Source organism: Caldicoprobacter algeriensis (assembly GCF_023838525.1).
GTDB lineage: Bacteria > Bacillota > Clostridia > Caldicoprobacterales > Caldicoprobacteraceae > Caldicoprobacter > Caldicoprobacter algeriensis.
On sequence record NZ_JAHUQD010000004.1, the window covers coordinates 1 to 22,429 of the forward strand.

A 22,429-nucleotide genomic window follows, 5' to 3' on the forward strand; every position below is an offset into this window, starting at 1 on the left:
CCCCTCCCAAAAGTGCTATTTTGCTGACTTTTTATAGTATTATTATACCATATTTAGCACTTTTTTGAAAGAGATTGGCGTATTTTACCCTACAATTAGTCCGAAAAATTTTTACTCCTCAGCGCTGAATCAGGTCCTTTTTCTGAAATAGCGGACGCGGAAGGTGTCATAGGTCATTCCACCTTCTGGCAATATAAATCCGCGCATCTTTACGGTATCCAGGACACGGCTCATCTCGCCAATCTCCTCTTCCATAAGAGATAAAGCCTGCAGTACGCCTAAAGTTTCCCATGGCAACAATTCAATATCCGCCTTTACTCCATCAGGCAAGGTTGCCCAGCCCGACAATATCCACAAAGGCTCCCGACGGCTTTTCATCGCCTCCATATATTTTAAATCGATTCCACCCGCATATGCGACAATGGCATGACTGCTTAGCAGACTGAGGTCGCACTCATCTGCTATCACCACAAGTTGCTTGCCTTTAAGGCATTGACCGGCATCAGTGGTAACCGGGCAAGCCAGCCCGGTCTCCACCAGGATCTCATCGGCCAGTCCATAAAGTTCTTCCTCAACTGTGCCCCCCAGTACCATGTCGTTTATAGAAGGCGCCAGCGCTCTGGCAAACAGCCTGCCAGCCCAGCCATCAGCCCCCCAAATTCCCACTTCCATGTTGAGAACCCTCTCCTTTAGCATCCCCAGCAGATGTTTTACCGAGTCCACAAGTGCGAAGATGCGCATCTGGTACGCGGAATCCACAACAAATCTCTCGTTCATCACTTCCACAGCCTCTTCAGGCAAAGCACCCCAGTAATAGGGGATGCATACCACTTCAATGCCAAGCTCCTCCACCAGCCTTAAATATCTGAGGAGTCTCTTGCTGCGCCTGCCGGGCGAAAGCCCATCCCAGTTCACCATAAAATCCGGCAATTGGAGTATGTACCCCATCTCCTGGGCATCTTCTTTAAAAAAGATGGTACCTATAGGCTGAAGCGTTCTGCTAGACCGCCTACCCTTCAAAATATTCATTAATCTGCCCACAATTCCAGTACCAGCTTGGGATTGGTCATCCACATGCCGAAATGTCATGACGGCAAACTTGCTCACTTTCTGATCCCCATTCAATTCAAATATTCAACCCTGTGGGTGATGCCAAATTCCCGTATCAGCCTGGCGTACATATCTGCAGTGATGTCTTCTGGCCTTTTCCCCGAAAGGCTGACTATCAAAGCCTCAATCACATTGGTGCCAAAAGAGCGCCCGTTAAATTCCGGAGTTGAGGTCACAAGCAGCTTCACGCCCCTCTGCTTGAGCATCTGTACATCGCTTTCGGTGACGGTATTGGTCACAATCACCTTTCCCTCCAGGTGATCAGGAAGGTAGCGCTTTATATATATAAAATCTCCCGCAATGATATCAGCAGCCTGGTAGTACCTGCTGTACTTAGGGAGTATCTTTTCCTGCTCACGGCCTGTTGGATACAGCCAGTGAAAGGGCAACCGGCAAACGATGGGCATCAAGGCACTTGCCAGACGATGCAGATTTTTTAAACTGCGTATCGGTACGGGCAGCCCCAGCGCAAACATCACATCGCCGAATATCATATCACAGCCCATACCCGTAAATCCCTCTGCCATGCCAAACCTATCCATGGCAGACACCAGCAATACCTTTTTCCCTTTCAAATCCAATCCGCAATCCCTGTGCAGGAAATTGACCACGTCACGTTCCAGCGTATTTTTAAGGCCTGAACCATCAACGATGGGCGTTTTTTGGGCAGCCCTGGCAAGGGGTAACGCCGCCCTTATCACATACCTCCGCCCATTGCCACCATACAGATACAGGTCGATCCCGCCCATGCCAAACACATCAACTTTTCCATCCAGCTCCTCAATGAGCTGAACGGCCTTTTTTAAGTCCCCATCGGTTCCTATCCTCTCTATAAGAAAATCCTGACCGCAGATGTTGGTGGTAACGCTGTGGTTCCTTGAAGAGGCCCCTATGCTTACGCTGACAATCCTCTTCATGCCATCCTCCTATAAATCATTTTTATTCAACCGGTCCATCACCAATTACAATTATACCCATTACTGAGGCTTGTCAAATATCCTGACAAAAATTCTCAAAAATTTCCCTTTAAAGCGCTATCACACAGACCTTTCCAGCTCAAGCAGATACCCCTTCAGCAGCTTACGGATTTCCTCTACGTCCTTTAAAGTATTCACGATATTTTTAACCCTATTAGCATTGGGCAGTCCCTTAATATACCAGCTTATATGCTTCCTCATCTCCCGGATTCCCACTTCCTCTCCCTTGTATTGTATCATCATGTTGAGGTGATGCAACGCCATTTCGATCTTCTGGCGCGGGGTGGGCGGAGGCAGCAATTCCCCTGTCTCCAAATAATGGACTATCCTCTTAAAAATCCAGGGATTGCCGTGAGCCCCTCGACCGACCATTACGCCATCGCACCCCGTCTCATCCAGCATCCGCTTTGCATCCTCGGGCGTAAATATGTCCCCGTTCCCGATGACGGGTATAGATACCGCTTGCTTCACCCTGCGAATGATGTCCCAATCGGCAGCGCCAGAGTAAAACTGCTCCCTGGTACGGCCATGCACCGTTACGGCACATCCCCCCGCTTCTTCGATCATCTGGGCTATTTCGACGGCGTTGACGCTTTCATCATCCCAGCCCTTCCTTATCTTGACAGTTACAGGCTTGCAAGAAGCCTCCACCACCGCCTTTACTATCTCATAAACCTTTTCGGGTTGACGCATGAGTGCGCTTCCATCCCCATTTTTCACAATCTTGGGCGTGGGACATCCCATATTTATATCTATCAAGTCCACATCGGTCTGAGACAGCTTCCTGGCTATCTCGGCCATTATATCGGGGTCAGAGCCAAAGATCTGCACCCCTACAGGGTGTTCGTCAGGATGAACCTCGGTAAGCCTCCAGGTCTTTTCATCGCCGTAGTAGAGGCCCTTGGCGCTCACCATTTCAGTATACACCATGCCACAGCCCTGCTGCTTGCACAGCAGGCGAAACGGTATATCTGTAACTCCTGCCATTGGCGCTAGAAATACATTGGTGGGAACAGACAAAGTGCCTATCTTCATCATATACGATTCCTCCTGTATGTCGTTTGCTCATTCTCTTTGTGCGTCAAGGGTTTAAACAAAAACAGCCACGGGCTCTTCCCCGCAGCTGTCGTCAAACATCATCAACGTCTCTTACAGGCTATCCACCTCTATCCATTGACCTTCTGCAATGGATAGATCCACTGCCTCAATCACCTGCGAACACTTCACCCCGTCATTGAAATCGGGGCAGGCATTTCTATCGTGAGCGATTGCCTCTACAAATTCGTAAAGCTCGTGTACAAAGGTATGCTCATAGCCTATAACATGCCCTGCAGGCCACCACGCCGAAGCATACGGATGAACCGGCTCTGTAACTTGAATAAGCCGGAAGCCCTGTACTCCTTCGGGGTCTTCAGAAGAATAATACCACAGCTCGTTCATCCTTTCAAACTCGAACTTTAGGCTACCCTTGCTGCCGTTTATCTCAAAAGACATACCGTTTTTGTGGCCGTTGGCAAAGCGGGTAGCCTCAAAGGAGCCGAGGGCACCGTTTTTAAACTCAGCAAGGAACAGGGTAGCGTCGTCTACCGTTACCTCACCGCGGGGCGCACCGGCCTGGGCGTTAGCGCTCAAGCCCTCCATCCTCTCCACTATGGGCCTTTCCTTAATAAAAGTCTTGTTAACACCAATGACCCTGTCAAACTCTCCTACCAGGAAGCGGGCAAGGTCAATGATGTGAGCGCCCAGGTCGCCCAAGGCCCCCGACCCGGCTATCTTCTTGTCAAGCCTCCACACCAGCGGAAACTCGGGATCCATAACCCAGTCCTGGAGATATAAAGCCCGGAAGTGGTATATCTTCCCGATTTTGCCCTCGTCAATCAATTTTTTGGCCAGCTGTACAGCAGGAGCAAACCTGTAGTTGAACCCTATCTGGTGCTTTACCTTGTTCTTCTCCACTGCTTCCAGCATTTCCCTTGCGTCCTTGAGGTTTAAAGCCAGCGGCTTTTCACAAAATACGTGTTTTCCTTCCTCAGCGGCTGCAATGGCTATCTCCTTGTGAACGTTGCTGGGGGCAGTTATATCCACCATGTCTATGTCGTCCCGTTTGACCAGCTTCTCCCATGAGGTTTCGTAGCTTTCCCACCCGAATTTCTCGGCCGACTGCTTGACCCATTCCTCGTCCCTGCCACATATGGCCTTCATGACGATCTTCAGGCTGGGATTGAAAAACATCCCCAGTTTCCTGAAGGCATTGCTATGGGCCTTACCCATGAACTTATACCCAACAAGCCCCACATTCAAGGTATCCTTCATCATATACGAGCGCAGGAGACCCCATCTTTTTCAAGATGGAGAGGAATGCGCTCTTCCCTCCTTTCTAACATTAACGTCTTTGCCCTCTCTACAAGTTTTAACTTGTTGTGTTTGGCACTGTCGCGCATCTTTTCTCCCGAAAAACTTTTTATAGCAAAACAACCACTGCTCCTTAAACCTACTATTATCCCAATCTTTGAGATTACATACACCCTATGCGGTAAGCCTCCTTGTGGAGTTAGGTGCTCATCGCCAATGTTAGACAGGCTTGTCATGCAATTGTATTTTACTACAACGGATATAGATTTGAACAATGCCCATTTCGGTGCCATTATAACATATCAGGGAACCCCTCCAATTTATCAAGAGAAGTCCCCTGATTTAATTTCAAAGCCTAATTTTAAGCCCACCACATCTCGCCTTTGGACTCAAAAATCATGACCTCTTTCAAGAACGCAATGGCCTTCTGCAGCCCTTCATTTGGCGACATAAGGCTGTCCTCATGTTCTATGCTCATTACGTAATCATAGCCCACCATGCGCAGGTTGCTCACAATGTCCTTCCACACCTGATAGTCATGGCCATATCCGACTGTGCGGAAGATCCAAGAGCGGTTGATCTCATCGCTGTAATGCTTTGTATCCAGCACGCCATTCACAGCGGTGTTGAGCTTATCTATCCTGGTGTCCTTGGCATGGAAGTGATATATGGCCGGGCCCAGCTTGCGGATAGACGCAACGGGATCTATCCCCTGCCAGAACAGATGGCTGGGGTCATAGTTGGCGCCAATGGTATCGCCCACCGCGGCTCTCAGCTTAAGCAATGTTTCGGGATTATAAACGCAGAAGCCCGGGTGCATCTCAAGGCATATCTTATTCACGCCGTGGTCATTGGCAAACTTGACCGCCTTCTCCCAGTATGGGATAAGCACCTCGTTCCACTGATAGTCCAGTATCTTCAAGAAATCATCCGGCCACGGGCATGTGACCCAGTTCGGATACTTAGAACCGGGAGAGTCCCCAGGACACCCCGAAAAGGTAATAACCCTGTCGACACCAAGCTTTTCAGCCAGCAGCACCGTCTTTTCAAAATCCTTATGAAAAGCATCCGCAATCTCCTTTTGGGGATGTACGGGATTGCCGTGACAGCTCAATGCGCTGATCTGCATGTCGTACTTCTTGAGCAGGTCTTTAAACTCATTGAGCTTATTTTCATCGGCCAGCAGCTCATCAGGATTGGCATGCGCTTTACCAGGAAATCCCCCCGTACCTATCTCTACCGCTTCAACCCCCGAATCATGCAAATACTTTAAGGCCTCCTCAAAGCTCTTGTTGGCCAGCAACACCGTGAAGACCCCTAACTTCATATGTACGCGCCTCCCTTTTGCTTTATTTTTTATCATGGGCAATCTAATATGATTTTTATCAACAGCTCAATAATATATATTCTACGCCGCTTAGCAAATTCCTCCATGAAAAAGCTATTAATTTAAGTTTACAGCATTATTTTTTTGCCTTTTCTAGCACTTTCCAGCGCGCCGAAGACCATTGCCATGCTCTTTATATTATCAGTACAATCGGTCTCGGCCTTCCTGCCTTCCAAAAGCGCGTTAAACATCTCATCAAGACACCCAACATGCCCCTCTCTACCGTTCCACGAATATGTGGCTTCAACCCTTTTGGTCTCATAAATGAACTGTTTCGTGTGACCCTCTACCACAACCTCACAGTAGGGGGGATTGACACCATCCCATATAGCCGTCCCCTTACTGCCCGTAATTCTCCAGCAGGATTCCCACGAAGTAGGAGCGCCTTGCGCACACCAGGATCCCCTGTAACAGAACACCGAACCATCCGAAAACTCAAAAATACATACCGCAGCAGCATTTCCTTTATACCATGAACCAGGGGGATTGAATTCATGGCAGTACACCGAAACGGGGTCCGCACCAATGATAAAACGCGCTTGGTCAAATGTATGGATGGCCATGTCCAGGATAAGCGGGCTGTCCATGACCTCTCTGAACCCTCCAAAATGGGGCCCCAGGAAAAAATCGGCACATACAAACCCAGGCTTGCCGATAACCCCCGAGCTTACAAGCTCGCGAAATGCACGAATATGTTTTAAGTATCTCCTATTCTGCATAACCGCATACATTCTGCCTGATTTGCTAGCAACAGACACCATTTCCCGGGCCTCTTCCATCGAGGAAGCCATGGGCTTTTCACCCAGCACATCGCATCCCATCTTAAGCGCTGTGGTCACTATCCTATGATGAGCTTCAGGTACGGTTACATCAAACACCAGGTTAGCTGATGAATCTTTTATAGCTTTTTCAATGTCCTGGTATATGCCACAGTTCAAGCCATACCGCCTTGCCATAGCACGTGCGTTTTCTTCATTTATATCAACCAGCGCCACAATTTCAGCGTCTTGCCTTTCCAAAGCGTATTTTATCCAGGTATTGGCCATGTTACCACAGCCAGCCACAACTATTCTAAACCGCTTCATCTCGCTGCCTTCACCTCCGTCCATACCCTATCATACTCCTTTATAACATCCGACAGCGCTTCAAATACCTCGCAATTCTTCAAATCCTCATCGGGTGGATAGGCAGTCCTGTCGTTGAGAATCTCGGGGTCCAGCATCTTCTTGGCCTCGGTATGAGGCGTGGAGTATCCTATATAGTCGGCGTTTCTAAAGGCGATCTCGGGCTCACACATGAAGTTGATGAACTGCTCTGCCGCCTTCTTGTTTTTAGTACCCTTTAGAATTACCATGGCATCGACCCACAGATTGCTGCCTTCCTTGGGGATTACGTACTCCAGGTCGGGGTTTTCCCTCTTGGTATAGACGGCATCGCCCGACCACACAACCGCAAGAGCGGCCTGCCCTGATATCATGGCATCCTTAACCTCGTCACCCACGTAAGACAGCACCAGTGGCTTTTGCCTTATCAACGCCTCCTTGGCCTGCTCCAATTCATCTATATTCCTCGTATTCAAAGAATATCCCAGCATCTTGAGGGCCACCCCTATGGAGTCCCTGCTGCTGTCCAGCATGAAGATCTGCTTCTTGTACTTTTCATCCCACAGTATCTTCCAGCTGTCAACAGGCTCTTTGACCATCTTTTTGTTGTACAAAATGCCAACGGTGCCCCACATGTAGGGAACGGAATATTCGTTATTCGGGTCATAGGGGAGATTCTTAAACCTTTCATCAATGTATTTATAATTAGGAACGTTGCTGAAATCTATCTTCTCAAGCATGCCTTCCTTTATCATGCGCTCGATCATGTAATCTGACGGAATGGCCACGTCATAGTCGGCTCCACCGCCCTTTACCTTTACATACATCTCCTCATTTGTAGCAAAGGTATCGTATATCACGTCGATGTTGTACTTCTTTTCAAATTCTTCAATGACAGTTTCGTCGATATAATCTCCCCAGTTGTACACTTTAAGCTGCGCCTTGGGAACGCTGCCGCATCCGGTCAAAATGCCCACCACAATCATTATGCTGAAAAAAAGCCCGAAAATTTTAAATGCCTTTTTCATCGCACACTCTCCTTTACCTTTGAATTGTCTTTGCTCATCCTTTTGTTTACAATTAATAACAGTATAAGCACAGTGACAAACATAATCGTTGATAAAGCATTTATCTTAGGGTTGACACCCCTTCTGGCCATGGAATATACGTATATGGCAATGTTAGACACCCCCGAGCCGGTGGTAAAGAAGCTGATGACAAAATCGTCGATGGATAGGGTGAAGGCCAACAAAAACCCCGTTAATATTCCCGGCATTATCTGGGGGATAACAACCTTTCGTAAGGCATAAAAAGGGGTTGCACCCAGGTCGAGCGCCGCTTCATATACGTGTTTATCAAGCTGCTTGAGCTTGGGCAATACGGATAGTATTACGTAGGGTATATTAAAGGTGATGTGGGCAAACAGCATGGTGAAAAAGCCCAGCCCCATCCCGGTAAAGGGCTTGGTAAACACAAACAGCAGCATGAGCGACACGCCTGTCACAATATCTGGGTTTATCACAGGCAGGTAGGTAAGGTTCATCACTATTGCCTTCTTAATCCTCTTCATCTCATGTATGCCTATGGCGGCCGCCGTACCGATGACCGTGGCTATCACTGCCGACAGGACGGCTATGGCCAGGGTATTGTAAAGCGCACGTAACACCTCGGTATCCCTAAACAGCTCGGCATACCACCTTAAAGTGAAGCCACCCCACCGCCCCATGGACCTGGACTCGTTAAAGGAATATACAACCAGCATAACTATTGGTGCATACAGGAAGAGGAAAATTAGGTACAGGTATACCCTTTTGACAATGCGCCCTACCATATTGCACCCCCCTCATACTCCCTGTCGTATTTGCGCATGATGCCCATGCTTATCAGAATTATCACCGTCAGCACAAAGGATATGGCCGACCCAAAGTTCCAATCGCCTACAACTATGAACTGCTGCTCTATCAGATTGCCTATGAGTATATACTGCCCGCCACCCAGCAGCCTGGAGATTATAAAGGTGGTTACCGCCGGCATGAACACCATGGTGATGCCCGATATGACCCCTGGCAGGCTGAGGGGGATGATAATCCTCTTCAGCACAGTAATATAGTCTGCACCCAGGTCTTCTGCCGCTTCGATGATGCTCTTGTCCATCTTAGTCAAAACCGAATATATGGGCAGCACCATAAAGGGCAAAAAGTTGTACACCATCCCCAGCACCACCGCGTGGTCGGTATAGAGAAGCTGTACAGGAGGGAGGTGCAAGAAATTCATCACCATATCGATCAGGCCATTCTTCCCCAGCAGGCTCATCCAGGCATAAGTCCTTACCAGAAAATTTATCCACATGGGAATGACGAACAGCAAGGCCAGAACCCTCTTCTGGCTGTATTCCTTGCTGGCAAGGATCAGCGCCACGGGATAGCCTATCAAGAGGCACACAACGGTGCATATGAGCGCAAGCAGTATTGAGCGCAGCAACACCATCAGGTATATCGGTTCCCATACGCGCTTTATGTGCTGCAGCGTAAACCTTATGCCCTCTTCGGTGGTGGCGGTAAAGGTATAAAACAGCAGCAGAAATAGCGGCACCACTATGAAGATGGCCATCCATACCAGGTAGGGGTATGCGTACCACGCCTTTTTCATTTTACCGCCACCTTTTTCATTATATGAATGTCGTGGGGAAGTATGCGGAGCCCTATCCTGCTTCCCACCGGCTCCATAAGGGTGCTGTGTATCATCCAGTTTATCCCTTCGCTGCGCACTATCATCTCGTAATGTACCCCTTTGAAGGTCACCGATTCCACTTCTCCCTGCAGCATACCCTCTCCTACAGGTACCAGCTTTATGTCCTCGGGCCTTATGACCACATCTACTTCTTCATTGCGTTCAAAGCCGGAGTCGACGCACTCGAATTCATGGCCAGCAAAATACACCAGGTTGTCCTTAAGCATCCTGCCCGGGATGATGTTGCTCTCACCGATGAAATCGGCCACAAATGCGTTTTTAGGCTCGTTGTATATCATCTCGGGCGTACCAATCTGCTGTATGGTGCCATCCTTCATGACCACGATGGTATCCGACATGGTGAGGGCCTCTTCCTGGTCGTGGGTCACATAGACAAAGGTGATACCCAGCATCTTCTGAATCCTCTTAAGCTCGATTTGCATGCCCTTCCTCAGTTTCAAATCCAGAGCCCCCAGGGGCTCATCCAGCAGCAACACTTCCGGCTCATTGACCAGTGCCCTGGCTATGGCCACCCTCTGCTGCTGTCCTCCGCTTAGCGAGTCCACGCTCCTTTTTTCAAACCCTTTAAGGTTTACCAGCTCAAGCACATCGGCCACTTTTCTCTCTATGGTCTTCTTATCCAGCTTCTTTATCTTAAGCCCAAACGCTATGTTCTCGGCCACATTCATATGCGGAAACAGGGCGTATCTTTGAAAGACGGTGTTTACCTTTCTCTTGTAGGGAGGCAGATTGGTTATATCCTTGCCTTCAAAGAACACCGCACCAGAGTCGGGCCGTTCAAAACCCGCAATGATGCGAAGCGTTGTGGTCTTACCGCACCCGCTCGGCCCAAGCAAAGTAAGAAACTCGTTTTTGCGTATATACAGATTGATATTCCTCAAGGCCTCTGTCCCGTCGTAATTCTTGGAGACATTCACCAGCCTTATGATAGGCTCCTCTGCCATGTGTACCTCCCCCTCAAACCTTCATAATATTAAAAGCTGGGTGGCGATGATATCCACAGCACAACTGCCTTCGCCTTCCCAGCATTTTCTATCCTATGAACCTGGTTGGCCTTAAAATAAAAGCTCTCTCCCTTTCTCACCCTGTACTTACGGTTCCCCAGATAGAGGTTTATGCTGCCCGATATCACATAGCCGAATTCCTCTCCATCGTGCGGATTATCTTCATTGGAGCTTCCGCCGGGTTCTATCTGCAGGAGTATGGGCTCCATTGCATTTTTTTGAGCGTTGGGCACCAGCCATTTTATGGAGTGCTTGAGCTCCTCGTCCTGCTTTATGAAGACATCGTCCTTCTTGAACACCACCTTCTCGGGCACAGCATCGCTGAAGAAGTCTTTGAGGTTTGTCCCGAGGCATTCCAGTATGTCCATCAAGGTGGCAATGGATGGCGACGTAAGCTCCCTCTCCACCTGCGAGATAAAGCCCTTGGTCAGCTCGCACCTGTCGGCCAGCTCTTCCTGCGTCAAACCCGCCTTAAGCCGCAGTTGTCTTATCTTCTCACCGATTTTCATATGCTATTCTCCCAACGAAATTGAAACTGAAATTTTAAACACAAACTTTTTAAAGTTTTTGAAGACTAAACTTTTTGTTTAGTGATTTTAAACCCAGCACAAACTTTAACACAGATAAAAAAATATGTCAATACTATTTTTTTGTAAATAATATTGACATATATGGAAATTTATTCTATTTAAGTTTGCAGCGAAATCTAATCGCCCATCTTATCCATATTCACAGCCTATCTTATCTACGCACCACCGGCTTTTTGAAGCACCCTCCACATCCCATCTTGGGGTTTATACAGCACCACCCTATACTTTTCCCTGCCGCCATCATCCAAAAATTTCACCGTCACGGTGCCATCGGGATTGTCCAAGACAACCGGCTCTCCTATATCGGTCTCCATTCCCACCCCCAGGCCATCTATCTGTGCCACCATAACGGGATCAGAACGCCACGGCTGATGCCCTCCCAGTTCCCAGGCCAAGTTTTGTGGAGTCAGGCTGCCATCGGTTATACGCCAACCCTCCTGAGTTTTAACCACGGTGAAAAAGCCTGTGTAGTAAAAGATTCCCGTTCGCGAGTTGTCACCGGTAACCTCGATATGCCGGGTCTCGACGAAAAACCTCGCCTGTCCATTTTGCCTTCCAGCAGGAAGAAGCTTTAAAAGCTCCACCTGCACGGTACCCTGCCATGATGCAAGGAACTCTTGATAGGTGTGTTTACGCCTCCATTGCTCACTCCAACATCGATAGGCCTCCTCATACGGCTGTAAGCCCTCGCCTGTGGTTCCGCCCAGCGCCGCCATCTGGCGCTCGGTCAAATTCGATGCCGCCTTTAAAGTGTCAAAATAAAAGCGCAAGGCCGCCTCAGGCGAGTCAAATGCCTGCAAGAAATCTGCACCGCTGTAGCTATGCCCTTCTCTTGGATGCCCTGCATCCTGTCGTTTATCTTTTGAATTCAAAAAGCTAGATGCCATGCCATTGGAATCAAAGAGCATAGCAATCGATAAAGACAAAAATGCAACAATGATGATCAGCGCAAACCTTTTCTTCATGTTAGTTTCACCCTTTCTTCGGCAGTTCATTTTTTTCAGCGCTACAGTCAATTTAGCTGAAAAACAGCTCTTGTTTCTGAAACAAAGCCTTTCAAAATCAATATCCTTCTATCTTCAAGATTAATTATCTCTCTCCAGTTAAAAGTTTATTTAATTTATCAGAATTTTTACCGCGGCTTTGCAAATTAACGAGCAAGCAAATGGCTTTATCATTATAAGCTAAATATTACCAGAATAAATACAGTCTTACCAGCTTTCCATTAAAAGTTAATACAGAGGTTAACATTGAATCCACGATTCAAAAAATACACTAAAAAAATACAATGTACTCAAAATCGCGGCTTACAAATTCCGAACATTTATCACTCTTATAAGATATTGTATAGGTATATATTCCGTACTTTTTATAAAAAATGTTGCTTTTTGTTTGAAAACATGGTATATTTTCTTATACATACCTAAAACAATCGTTCAACACGATTCAAAAAGCAAAAGGATATGGGAAAATACAAAATAATACAAACAGCAAGGGAGGAGTTAGAAGCTATGGAAATTTTACAAGACATACTGGCGGCTTTGAGCGTAATCTTAAACGGTTTGCCCCAAGGACTACTGACATTATCCTATGGTTTTGCATCGATACCAACTGCCCTGGCTTTCATAGTCGGCGCTGCCGGCAACGCGCTGGTGGGATCTGTCGCTCCCATATCATTCCAGGCCGAAACCGTAACAGTGGGAGGGACCATGGGCCAGGACAGGCGCGAACGCTTATCCATGACCTTCCTGGGCGGCTGCATCATGACGCTAATAGGCCTCTTTGGGATTTTAGAAAAAATCGTGGATTTTGTGGGCCCTGTCATTACCAGCGGCATGATGGCCGGCGTGGGTATTATGCTGGGAAAAATATCCATAGATATGGCCAGGAAAAACCACATTGTTGGATTCAGTTCAATGATAGTTGGCTCTATCACCTACCTTTTAACCAAAAACCTGGTATATACCATCACGGTTTCAGTGGTGGTGTCCAGCGCAATTGCGTTTTTGCTTAAACAAAAGTCGGACATTCAGATAACGTGAGTCGTACAGGCCGTCGAACGGCTGGTCACCAAAGCTGGAGGTATAGTGGTCTCAAAAGCGGCCATCCTGGCCGAGGGAGACGCTGCCCAGCGGGATGATATAATATTTTGTGAAATTTAGGCATCAAAAAGGCATCCCTACATGAGGGATGCCAGACTTTCTTTGCCCAGTATGACGATTTTCCTTCGCCCCTCCAGCTTTATCCAGCCCATCTTCTGGAAGTATGACAGCTTTCTGCTGAGCGTCTCGGGAGACATGCCGGTATGTGACGCCAGGTCGGCCCTTGCTGAGCTCAAGGACCACCTCGTCGTTATGTAAATTTCAGTCAAAACATCACAAACTCCTTACAAAGCGCTGGCCGAATTCCCTGCACTGCTGCAACGCCTGTTCATCGGGATTCCACAGAGCCCTTATCCCCTCATCTACAACCGCAAAGCCGGCATCCTTCAGCTCCTCAGTGATAATCTTTACGCCTTCGCCGCTCCAGCCATAAGCTCCAAAAGCGGCCGCCTTTTTATTTTTAAAGCCCAAACCCTTTATCATCTCGAGGATGCCCGATATGGAGAAGGAGATTCCCCTGTTTATGGTAGGCGAACCAAACAGCACGGCCTTGGATTTGAACACCTCGGTGATTATATCGTTTTTGTCATATTTTGCAGCATTATACAACTTAACCACCACGGCATCATCAGCAGACCTTATGCCTTCTGCAATCGCCTCTGCCATTCGCCTGGTACCATTCCACATGGTGTCATATATGATGGTGATTTGATTTTCCTGGTAGTTATCGGCCCATTCCAGGTACTTGTTGACAATCTGAAGCGGGTTGTCCCTCCATATAATGCCATGGCTGGTACATATGATATCAATGGGCAACCCCATATCCACGACCTCTTTAATCTTCTTTGTGACAAAGCCGCTAAAAGGCGTCAATATGTTGGCATAGTACTTCATGGCCTCATAATACAGCTCATCCTGGTTCACCTGATCGTTGAAAAGCTGCTCCGATGCATAGTGCTGGCCAAATGCGTCGTTGCTGAACAGGATGTTCTCCCCTGTCATGTACGTAAACATGCTGTCAGGCCAGTGGAGCATCCGCGCTTCGATGAAAATCAGCTTGCTCTCCCCTATATCCAGGGTATCGCCGGTCTTCACCTCAACGAAATTCCAGTCATGGTGATAGTGCCCCTTCAACGACTTTACGGCATTGGCAGTGCAATATATTGGAGTATCGGGAATCTCCCTCATAAGTTCAACCAAGGCACCGCTGTGGTCTATCTCTCCATGATTTATTACGATATAGTCAATCTCATTAAGGTCTATCTCCTTCTTCAAATTTCGGACAAACTCACCTGCAAAGGGCTTCCATACCGTGTCTATCAGGACGGTCTTCTTATCCCTTATAAGATAGGAATTGTACGAGGAACCCCTGTGAGTCGAGAGCTCGTTGCCGTGAAACTTCTTAAGCTCCCAGTCTATCTTGCCCACCCATGTAACCTTTTCCGTTATCTTTCGCGCCATCTAAAGCACCTCCAACATATCTAAATTGATTATTTTTTGGTCTATAGTCTGCAGCCTTTATACAATTAATACACTCAAAGCTCGCATTTGAAACCATTTTTCGGGCTTACAATGACCCGCGCTTTTTCTTTGAACCGGATTTTTGGGCCGGCTGCTTCTGCTTCTTACCCTGTTCTTTCACATCTTGCAGCTTTTCTCTCAGCCTGAATATCTCATCCCTGATTTGAGCGGCCTTTTCAAACTCAAGGGCTGCTGCGGCGTCCCTCATCTCCTTCTCCAGCTTCTCTATACGGGAATGTATCTCCTCAACCGACAGCTGCTCTTTCACATCATAATCGGCGGGCTGCTCGGCCACGGCTTTTGTAGCCTCTATGATGTCGTGTATGCCCTTCACAACAGTCCTTGGGGTAATCCCGTGCCTTTGGTTATACTCCATCTGGAGCCGGCGTCGCCTGTTGGTCTCATCTATGGCCCTGCGCATGGAATCGGTTATGGTATCGGCGTACATTATGACCTTGCCGTTGACATTTCTTGCTGCGCGGCCAATTGTCTGTATAAGCGACGTCTCGGAACGGAGGAAACCCTCTTTATCGGCGTCAAGTATGGCCACCAGCGATACCTCAGGAAGGTCCAACCCTTCCCTGAGCAGGTTTATTCCCACCAAAACGTCAAACTCACCTTTGCGCAGGTCGCGGATAATTTCCATGCGTTCGATGGTATCGATGTCAGAATGCAGATACCGTACCCTTATGTCCATCTCCCTTAAATATTCGGTAAGGCTCTCGGCCATCTTTTTAGTCAGAGTGGTGACCAGCACCCGTTCATTTCTTTCAACGCACTGGCGTATCTCGCCAATCAAGTCGTCGATCTGCCCTTCCACCGGCCGCACCACCACCTCGGGATCCACCAGTCCTGTAGGCCTTATGATCTGTTCAACCACGCGCGACGACTTGCTGAGCTCGTACGGTCCCGGAGTGGCGCTGACGTAGATGACCTGGTTTATCTTGCTTTCAAACTCCTCAAAGGTAAGAGGCCGGTTGTCATAAGCTGCAGGCAGTCTAAAACCGTACTCCACCAGGTTATCCTTTCTGGAGCGGTCGCCAGCATACATGGCCCGCAACTGCGGTATGGTGACGTGGGACTCGTCTATGAACATTAGGAAGTCCTCTGGAAAATAGTCCAGCAGGGTATAAGGAGGCTCGCCAGGTTGCCTGCCATCCAGATATCGGGAATAGTTCTCTATGCCGTTGCAGTACCCCACCTCTCGCATCATCTCGATGTCGTAGTTGGTGCGCTGCAGCAGGCGCTGGGCTTCCACCAAACGTCCCTGGTCCCTGAGCTCCTTAACCCTTATCTCCAGGTCACACTCTATCTGTGCGATGGCTCGTTCCAGGCGCTCGCGCGACGATGCATAGTGCGAAGCAGGGAATATGGCCACATGAGTGCGATAACCCAGCACATCCCCGGTTAATGCGTCTATCTCAGCGATCCTGTCGATCTCATCACCAAAAAATTCAACACGGATGGCTCGGCCGGAAGACCCTGCAGGGAATATCTCCACCACATCGCCCCTGACCCGGAAGGTTCCCCGCACGAAGTTTATATCGTTTCGCTGATACTGTATGTCCACCAGCTTGCTCAGCACCTCATCCCGGTCCTTTATCATCCCGGGCCGCAACGACAGTGTGAGGTCCCTGTATTCCTTGGGGTTTCCCAGGCCATAGATGCACGATACGCTGGCCACGATTATGACGTCCCTGCGTTCGAACAACGCCGAAGTAGCCGAATGGCGCAGCTTGTCTATCTCATCGTTAATCGAAGTCTCCTTCTCGATGTAGGTATCGGTGGCTGGCACGTAAGCCTCTGGCTGATAGTAGTCGTAATAGCTCACGAAGTATTCGACAGCGTTATCGGGGAAGAATGCCTTAAACTCGCTGCACAGCTGAGCCGCCAGCGTCTTGTTGTGCGCCAAAACCAGCGTTGGACGCTGGACTCGCTCGATTATGTTTGCCATGGTGAAGGTTTTGCCCGAACCGGTAACCCCTATCAGGGTTTGATGCTTCTCGCCTTTATTTAAACCCTCTACCAGTGCCTCAATGGCTTTAGGCTGGTCCCCTTGAGGTTTGAAATCCGACTTTATTTTAAAACGCATAGTCATGCTTCACCTCTTCAAAGTCAATTATACCACAATTCATACGTCATCAAAATCTTCATGTTGATGAACGCTGTTACGTTATGTGAACTAGGTCTATTTATCGTACTTACAGATTGCTAAATTGTCCAAACCAGTTTCACTGGTGGCATTATAGCAAATATGCGAGCATCCTGATTGTTCATATTTTATTATGACCAAAATAATGGAAAAAGCAGGTAACATTACCTGCTTTTTTATATTATCCTTATCCCTTTAGTTTTAATCTCTTTTATAAATGGATCATCTTTTTCAAATGCATCGCTGGTAAATGGCCGCGGTGATATTCTGTTGTCAATTTTCCTCCTGAGCCGCATTAACAACAAAGTATCTTCTACTAAATCTCCTGAAAATGTATCAGCCACAACCGCAACATCTATATCGCTGTCCTCGGAATAATTTCCGTTAGCATATGAACCATACAGATATACTTCCTTTACACCTATTTCTTGTTTAAGCAATTCAGCATAATTTTTAACAATATTTTCCACTATTCCCGGAGTAAGCTTAGTAGCCATTCTTTCATCTCCCTTATACGTTCAATATTCTCCCACGCATATTCCTTGGTACATTTTTTATAGAACTCGTGTTTATAGTCAGGATAACGAACATTGATATTAAACGTCGTTAACAAATCCAGCACATCTTTTTGCTCATCTGTAGTATGAATCAAGGCTTTCTCAGCTAATCTAGAAAGGTCATGAATTCTCGGAGGGTTATCACTTACATTTTTTACATATATCGCCTTAATCAGCTTTTCAATAACCAGATGCCCTATAAAAAGGCTCCAATGATAGTCTCCAGTCTCATACAAGTGGAGCATGGTATTATAATCTCGCAAAGCCGTATCAACCCAATAGCGAATTAATTCTTTTTTATCCATGAGGAATGACTCCTTTAAATTATAGCTTCTTTATTAATTATATCGCTATACAACGCTTTTATCAAGAAATAATAGGGTTGTCCAAAAGAAAGGGCCCTATTTCGTAAGCAGGGAGGCACTGCACCAACTTGCCTCGGGAATTGTATCCCTGGCCTCGCTTGAACGTCACACAGGCAATCACGAAAACGCAGGGGATACAACCTGAAATTGCAGCTTGCATCATCGCAATAGCAAAAATATAATAAAAAATGTAAAAAATTTAAAGGAACTGGAAGATGGTCAGATATGGAAATGATATATGTTAGCGTAGATCAGGGAGTACCGCGCTATGTTTACACTGGTTGCAAAAACTGCACAAGTACCATTGGCATAAGCCTGTGCGGCATTAAAAACAGGGGCTGCTGCTATTATTACCCCAGGTTCACACTTTTGGACATACAGAGGATGGCCAGGTCACTGGAAGGATTGTGGGTCCTGGAGACCATAAGGCGGCTTCCTTCTGTCGAGATACACCCTTTTGAGATTTATGCCAGGGGATATTTTGATGAGGAAGGCTATATAAGATACATGGAAAGCGGGAATAAGATTGACGCAGGAAGTATCCAGGACCATTCCATATTCTTTAAAGCCTGTCCCTTTGTCAAGAGCGGCTATGGCTGCACCCTTCCACCGCGCTACCGGACGTATGTCTGCAACTTCTTCCTGTGCGATGAGGTGATAGAAAAGATAAAAGGCAACAGCTCTTTTGAAGCTTATATCAAAGAAAGGGAAAGATATGTAAGGTGGGTGGAGTGGGAAAACACCTCCTTAAAGGAAATACTCTTTGAAAACAAGCTTGACCTCGTCAAGGACTTTGATGGCACCATAAAGCTGTTGCAGGAGATACCGCTAAATATCTATGATTTCCCTCAACTGCAGCCCATCGTGATAAGTGCAGGGTTCAGCAGGGGAGCTTAACATCTATCTCTCATTCGTGGTGGCAAAAACTCGCTCCACCTTTAAGGGTGCCTGCAAGGAGCTTTTGTATAACCTCCTCAACGCTGCCCTCCACTCCTGTTATTACATCAATGCCATATTCCTCCAATAATTGAATCGCCTGTTTGCCTATACCACCACAAAGAATACAATTTACACCCTGGTCATGTAAAAACCTTGGTATAAACCCGGGAGAGTGACCTGGATTGTCTATTACCCTACTGGTGGTAACTTTCCTGTTTTCAATGTCTATTAAAACATATTTTTCGCATCTGCCAAAATGAGGAGACACATATCCCTGATCAGCTGAAATCGCGTACCTCATAATTTTATCTCTCCTTTCACAATCGTCAAAATGATAAAAATTTGAAAATTTTGGGAGGAGAACCCCGGAAGTTTCCCCTCCCCAACCGATTTATTTATCGTCTTCTTTTTCTGACTCCTCAATTTCTTTTATCCTGTCCTGTATATCCTGCAGCTGCTGTTTGAGCAGCTCAGCCTGCTCTTTCAAGATGTCAATTTCTTTGAGCTGGCCCGCATCGCCCACATAATAAGGGTATGCATAAGGGTTGACCCAGCCGCCAAAGGCGGGATAGCCGTAAGCTGCCCGTATCCAGCCAGGAAGGCCGGTAGCCCAAAACCAGTGCCTGTAGCCCCGTCCCCTGCCGCGCCCGAAAAAGCGCAGGGCAAACCACCATCCACCCGGTATGGGATTCATATATCCAGGTACAGGATAACCGGCACAAAAGCCTGCTCCTCTACCTGTCATTGGCCCCAATCCATCTGGACCAGTCCCATCTCCCCTCGGCATGCTGTTCACCTCCTTTCCTTTTATAACTGGTATCTTTTTTGTTATCAGCTTCTGCAGTCTTTATATATTAAATTTGTATCAACGCTTACCACCACATCCATCTTCTGCCGCAAAGCCATCTACCCCGTCTGCGACCCACTCCACCAAAGAAGAATGGCCTTCCCCATAGAGCAAATCCGAGAAAATTTTTCCACATGTACAAAGGATAAAATTTCCTTAAGCTAAACAATGGGTAAAACCTCACAAACGGAAATGTTCTATAAGGATATCTCAAAAGTTCTGGCCAATATTTTTTAGGAGCTCTATTGGTGGGGTCCGCAATGGTGTCGTTTAAAGGGACTACGCAGTATCCCCGCCCTCTGCCAGTCATGGGCCCTTGCCCCAGAGGTCCCGTTCCATCAAAGCCGGGCATAAGATACACCCCCTTCTTCCCTTTTTTGAAATGCAGGTGACAGTAAAGACATATGTAACGCAATTCTTTCTTTCACACAGTCAGCTTTTTCAGTTCATCCACAAGCCTGTGCCACAATTTTACCACCTCATCGGTAAACTCGACGTTCCCTGCCTCCACTGGCGTCTTAAAGTTTTTCAACGCCTCGACAATGGCAGGGTCAAACGGTATTTTCCCTATCACCGGAAAACCGTTTTGTTGGCAAAAACGCTCAATTTGTTCGGTTATCTCTGGGTTTAAGTCATATTTGTTTATGCATACGAAAGCAGGAATTCCAAAGTGCCGCGCCACATCCAGAACTCTTTCAAGGTCGCTAAGTCCGGACATTGTAGGCTCAGTTACGGCAACGACGGCGTCAGCCCCGGTAATCGATGCTATAACTGGACAGCCTATGCCGGGAGAGCCGTCTATCAAAAGCCATTCCTCCCCTTTGCATTGCCCTTCGGCACTCTTTCTCACCTCGGTGACCAGCTTCCCCGAACCTTCTCCACCGATGTCCAGCAATGCATACGAAAAAGTTCCTCTGTCAGTGCTGGAAACATATACCTCCCCTGTTTTTTCGTCGTCTAAGCGTATGGCATTGCAGGGACATACCAGAGCACATACCCCACACCCCTCACACTTCATAGGAAGCACTTCCAGCTTTTTGCTTATTGCTCCGAATCTGCACACCTGCCAGCATCTGCCACATTGCATGCAAACCGAATAGTCGATAACAGCTTTTTTGCCTCCAAAATAATCCCTTCGTTCTATACTTTCTCCCTTTATAAGAATATGGAGATTGGGCGTTTCCACATCGCAGTCGGCCATCATCTTATTGTGTACGATAAGGCTTAAAGAGGAAACTACGGTACTCTTTCCAGTTCCACCCTTGCCGCTTATAAAAACCACCTGTTTCATTTATTGCTACCCCTTTTCACTTTTTCGTACAGCAATGCCAATCGAGCCCTCCATTCATCGTCCACGTCAATCGGAAGAATACCTTGTGAATAGGCTTTAGCCACTTCCACCGAAAACGGCAATTTCACAAGCACATCAATACCTCTTTTTTCGCAGAACTCATCTATTAAATCCACCCCTTCAGAGGCCTTATTTGTAACCACTCCAAACGGAATACCCATACGCTCCATGAGCTTTACAGCTATTTCCAGGTCGTACAACCCAAAAGGGGTGGGCTCGGTCACCAGTATGCAGTAATCACAGCCTTCAATCGCATGTACGACGCTGCACGAAACGCCTGGCGGGCAGTCCAGTATTGGATGCGCATCTTCTTTCAAATTCCTTTTAAGCTCATCTACTATGGGCACACCTGTTGATTCACCGGTATTGAGCCTTCCATGAATAAATGCCCCATCTTGGCTGATTTCAACCACGCCTATCTGTCTTGGCACCTCCTTTATGGCGCCTTCCGGACAGGCGATGGTACAAGCTCCACAATAATGGCATATCTCGGGAAATACAAGCACTTTGCCGCGCACCACAGCAATGGCGTTAAACTGACAAACCCGGGCACATAGACCACAGCCGGTACACTTTTGCACATCCACCGTAGGAACCAATAGCTCTACCGAGATGCTTTTTCCTATCCGAGGCCTTAAAAATATGTAGCCATTTGGTTCCTCCACATCACAGTCAACATACTGGCTGCCAGGAATCAAGGCTGCCAGGCTGACAGATACCGCCGTTTTGCCGGTACCTCCCTTACCACTTAAAACAGCTATTTTCATACCTGCCTCCACCCAAATCCTTTGCCATAATGGGGCGGTACGCTGTCTTCAATCTTGTCCAGCAAACCTTTTTTGAGCCTCTCCACGTTTTCCTTTACAGAACCGTTTACGCCTCTGTACACGCCTATACCGACTGCCTTCAAAACATTCATGGCATTTGGCCCTATGTTACCTGTGACCACCGCATCCACACCTTTATCCACCATAAGCTGGCTGGCAGTTACACCGGCTCCCCCGCCTGTAAAAGCCGCATCATTCCTGATACATTCAAATTCCATGCTATCGGTATCAACTAGCACAAAGAAGGCTGCTCGACCAAATCTTGGGTCCAGCGGGCTTTCCACGGAATTGCCAGTTGCTGTAACACAGACTTTCATGCACTTTCCTCCCCTGGAAGTATCCTGGAAAACAAAGCTTATTTTGCCTTTTCGACTCCACTTGTTTTCATTTAAAGTTTCTCAAAAACCATTTTGAGCATATGCTCTAAATATATTCTATTTATATTATGGGCATATGTCAATAATTTTACGCAAAAAAAAATTTTGAAAAATTTT

General features: G+C 47.3%; 25 protein-coding genes and 2 pseudogenes. 3 read left to right on the forward strand and 24 right to left on the reverse strand.

Annotation, left to right across the window (positions count from 1 at the left end):
• Positions 1 to 129: 129 nt before the first annotated feature.
• The 13 genes from KVG29_RS03215 to KVG29_RS03275 form a co-directional block, all read right to left on the reverse strand.
• Positions 130 to 1,107, reverse strand: a complete 978-nt coding sequence (locus KVG29_RS03215; RefSeq protein WP_252226490.1) for a hypothetical protein — start codon at positions 1,105 to 1,107, stop codon at positions 130 to 132.
• A 14-nt stretch (positions 1,108 to 1,121) separates the two neighbouring features.
• Complete coding sequence (locus KVG29_RS03220; protein ID WP_252226492.1) at positions 1,122 to 2,027, reverse strand: quinate 5-dehydrogenase; 906 nt, start codon at positions 2,025 to 2,027, stop codon at positions 1,122 to 1,124.
• 120 nt (positions 2,028 to 2,147) lie between these two features.
• On the reverse strand, positions 2,148 to 3,122 hold the full coding sequence (dusB, locus tag KVG29_RS03225; RefSeq protein WP_252226784.1) for a tRNA dihydrouridine synthase DusB: 975 nt from the start codon (positions 3,120 to 3,122) through the stop codon (positions 2,148 to 2,150).
• Between the two features lie 114 nt (positions 3,123 to 3,236).
• Complete coding sequence (locus tag KVG29_RS03230; protein ID WP_420840522.1) at positions 3,237 to 4,400, reverse strand: Gfo/Idh/MocA family protein; 1,164 nt, start codon at positions 4,398 to 4,400, stop codon at positions 3,237 to 3,239.
• Positions 4,400 to 4,612 (reverse strand): hypothetical protein, encoded by a 213-nt coding sequence (locus tag KVG29_RS03235; RefSeq protein ID WP_252226496.1) that lies wholly within the window; start codon positions 4,610 to 4,612, stop codon positions 4,400 to 4,402. The genes KVG29_RS03230 and KVG29_RS03235 overlap by 1 nt, the downstream gene beginning before the upstream one ends.
• 188 nt (positions 4,613 to 4,800) lie before the next feature.
• Complete coding sequence (locus tag KVG29_RS03240) at positions 4,801 to 5,766, reverse strand: sugar phosphate isomerase/epimerase family protein (protein ID WP_252226497.1); 966 nt, start codon at positions 5,764 to 5,766, stop codon at positions 4,801 to 4,803.
• Between the two features lie 128 nt (positions 5,767 to 5,894).
• On the reverse strand, positions 5,895 to 6,911 hold the full coding sequence (locus tag KVG29_RS03245) for a Gfo/Idh/MocA family protein (RefSeq protein WP_420840523.1): 1,017 nt from the start codon (positions 6,909 to 6,911) through the stop codon (positions 5,895 to 5,897).
• A complete protein-coding gene (locus KVG29_RS03250) occupies positions 6,908 to 7,957 on the reverse strand; it encodes an ABC transporter substrate-binding protein (RefSeq protein ID WP_252226501.1) in 1,050 nt (349 codons plus the stop codon). Before KVG29_RS03250 ends, KVG29_RS03245 begins: the two co-directional genes overlap by 4 nt.
• Positions 7,954 to 8,760: an ABC transporter permease gene (locus KVG29_RS03255; protein ID WP_252226502.1), complete on the reverse strand. Its 807-nt coding sequence runs from the start codon at positions 8,758 to 8,760 to the stop codon at positions 7,954 to 7,956. The genes KVG29_RS03250 and KVG29_RS03255 overlap by 4 nt, the downstream gene beginning before the upstream one ends.
• Positions 8,754 to 9,578 carry an ABC transporter permease gene (locus KVG29_RS03260; RefSeq protein WP_252226504.1) on the reverse strand — a complete coding sequence of 275 codons (825 nt, stop codon included), beginning with the start codon at positions 9,576 to 9,578 and terminating at the stop codon, positions 8,754 to 8,756. Before KVG29_RS03260 ends, KVG29_RS03255 begins: the two co-directional genes overlap by 7 nt.
• Positions 9,575 to 10,624, reverse strand: coding sequence for a spermidine/putrescine ABC transporter ATP-binding protein (gene potA / locus KVG29_RS03265; protein WP_252226505.1), 1,050 nt, complete (start codon positions 10,622 to 10,624; stop codon positions 9,575 to 9,577). The genes KVG29_RS03260 and potA overlap by 4 nt, the downstream gene beginning before the upstream one ends.
• Positions 10,625 to 10,653: 29 nt before the next feature.
• Positions 10,654 to 11,193 (reverse strand): cupin domain-containing protein, encoded by a 540-nt coding sequence (locus KVG29_RS03270; protein ID WP_252226507.1) that lies wholly within the window; start codon positions 11,191 to 11,193, stop codon positions 10,654 to 10,656.
• Between the two features lie 236 nt (positions 11,194 to 11,429).
• Positions 11,430 to 12,239 (reverse strand): hypothetical protein, encoded by an 810-nt coding sequence (locus KVG29_RS03275; protein ID WP_252226509.1) that lies wholly within the window; start codon positions 12,237 to 12,239, stop codon positions 11,430 to 11,432.
• Positions 12,240 to 12,785: 546 nt separating this feature from the next.
• Here KVG29_RS03275 and KVG29_RS03280 point away from each other — a divergent pair.
• Positions 12,786 to 13,295: pseudogene (locus KVG29_RS03280) on the forward strand (NCS2 family permease); the annotation flags it as partial.
• 24 nt (positions 13,296 to 13,319) lie between these two features.
• Positions 13,320 to 13,436 (forward strand): annotated as a pseudogene (locus KVG29_RS03285) (adenine phosphoribosyltransferase); the annotation flags it as partial.
• Positions 13,437 to 13,453: 17 nt separating this feature from the next.
• On the opposite strand, the gene KVG29_RS03290 reads toward KVG29_RS03285, so the two are convergent.
• The 5 genes from KVG29_RS03290 to KVG29_RS03310 all read right to left on the reverse strand — a co-directional run bounded on the left by KVG29_RS03290 (position 13,454) and on the right by KVG29_RS03310 (position 17,911).
• A complete protein-coding gene (locus KVG29_RS03290) occupies positions 13,454 to 13,612 on the reverse strand; it encodes a helix-turn-helix domain-containing protein (RefSeq protein WP_252226511.1) in 159 nt (52 codons plus the stop codon).
• Between the two features lie 37 nt (positions 13,613 to 13,649).
• A complete protein-coding gene (locus KVG29_RS03295; RefSeq protein WP_252226512.1) occupies positions 13,650 to 14,837 on the reverse strand; it encodes an anaerobic nitric oxide reductase flavorubredoxin in 1,188 nt (395 codons plus the stop codon).
• A gap of 106 nt (positions 14,838 to 14,943) precedes the next feature.
• On the reverse strand, positions 14,944 to 16,989 hold the full coding sequence (uvrB, locus tag KVG29_RS03300) for an excinuclease ABC subunit UvrB (protein WP_276576369.1): 2,046 nt from the start codon (positions 16,987 to 16,989) through the stop codon (positions 14,944 to 14,946).
• Between the two features lie 236 nt (positions 16,990 to 17,225).
• Positions 17,226 to 17,546: a nucleotidyltransferase domain-containing protein gene (locus tag KVG29_RS03305; protein WP_252226516.1), complete on the reverse strand. Its 321-nt coding sequence runs from the start codon at positions 17,544 to 17,546 to the stop codon at positions 17,226 to 17,228.
• Positions 17,519 to 17,911: a HEPN domain-containing protein gene (locus KVG29_RS03310; RefSeq protein ID WP_252226518.1), complete on the reverse strand. Its 393-nt coding sequence runs from the start codon at positions 17,909 to 17,911 to the stop codon at positions 17,519 to 17,521. Before KVG29_RS03310 ends, KVG29_RS03305 begins: the two co-directional genes overlap by 28 nt.
• Before the next feature lie 285 nt (positions 17,912 to 18,196).
• Here KVG29_RS03310 and KVG29_RS03315 point away from each other — a divergent pair, with 285 nt between their 5' ends.
• Positions 18,197 to 18,868, forward strand: a complete 672-nt coding sequence (locus KVG29_RS03315) for a hypothetical protein (RefSeq protein WP_252226520.1) — start codon at positions 18,197 to 18,199, stop codon at positions 18,866 to 18,868.
• Between the two features lie 10 nt (positions 18,869 to 18,878).
• Here KVG29_RS03315 and KVG29_RS03320 read toward each other — a convergent pair whose 3' ends face one another.
• The 6 genes from KVG29_RS03320 to KVG29_RS03345 form a co-directional block, all read right to left on the reverse strand.
• Positions 18,879 to 19,211 carry a NifB/NifX family molybdenum-iron cluster-binding protein gene (locus KVG29_RS03320; RefSeq protein ID WP_252226521.1) on the reverse strand — a complete coding sequence of 111 codons (333 nt, stop codon included), beginning with the start codon at positions 19,209 to 19,211 and terminating at the stop codon, positions 18,879 to 18,881.
• A 90-nt stretch (positions 19,212 to 19,301) separates the two neighbouring features.
• The gene (locus KVG29_RS03325; protein WP_252226523.1) at positions 19,302 to 19,697 is read right to left on the reverse strand and encodes a DUF5320 domain-containing protein; all 396 of its coding nucleotides are present in this window, start codon (positions 19,695 to 19,697) and stop codon (positions 19,302 to 19,304) included.
• A gap of 85 nt (positions 19,698 to 19,782) precedes the next feature.
• Positions 19,783 to 20,109 carry a DUF5320 domain-containing protein gene (locus KVG29_RS03330; protein ID WP_252226524.1) on the reverse strand — a complete coding sequence of 109 codons (327 nt, stop codon included), beginning with the start codon at positions 20,107 to 20,109 and terminating at the stop codon, positions 19,783 to 19,785.
• A 72-nt stretch (positions 20,110 to 20,181) separates the two neighbouring features.
• Positions 20,182 to 21,048, reverse strand: coding sequence for an ATP-binding protein (locus KVG29_RS03335; protein ID WP_252226525.1), 867 nt, complete (start codon positions 21,046 to 21,048; stop codon positions 20,182 to 20,184).
• Positions 21,045 to 21,875: an ATP-binding protein gene (locus KVG29_RS03340; protein ID WP_252226526.1), complete on the reverse strand. Its 831-nt coding sequence runs from the start codon at positions 21,873 to 21,875 to the stop codon at positions 21,045 to 21,047. The genes KVG29_RS03335 and KVG29_RS03340 overlap by 4 nt, the downstream gene beginning before the upstream one ends.
• The gene (locus KVG29_RS03345) at positions 21,872 to 22,252 is read right to left on the reverse strand and encodes a NifB/NifX family molybdenum-iron cluster-binding protein (RefSeq protein WP_252226527.1); all 381 of its coding nucleotides are present in this window, start codon (positions 22,250 to 22,252) and stop codon (positions 21,872 to 21,874) included. The genes KVG29_RS03340 and KVG29_RS03345 overlap by 4 nt, the downstream gene beginning before the upstream one ends.
• Positions 22,253 to 22,429 lie beyond the last annotated feature (177 nt).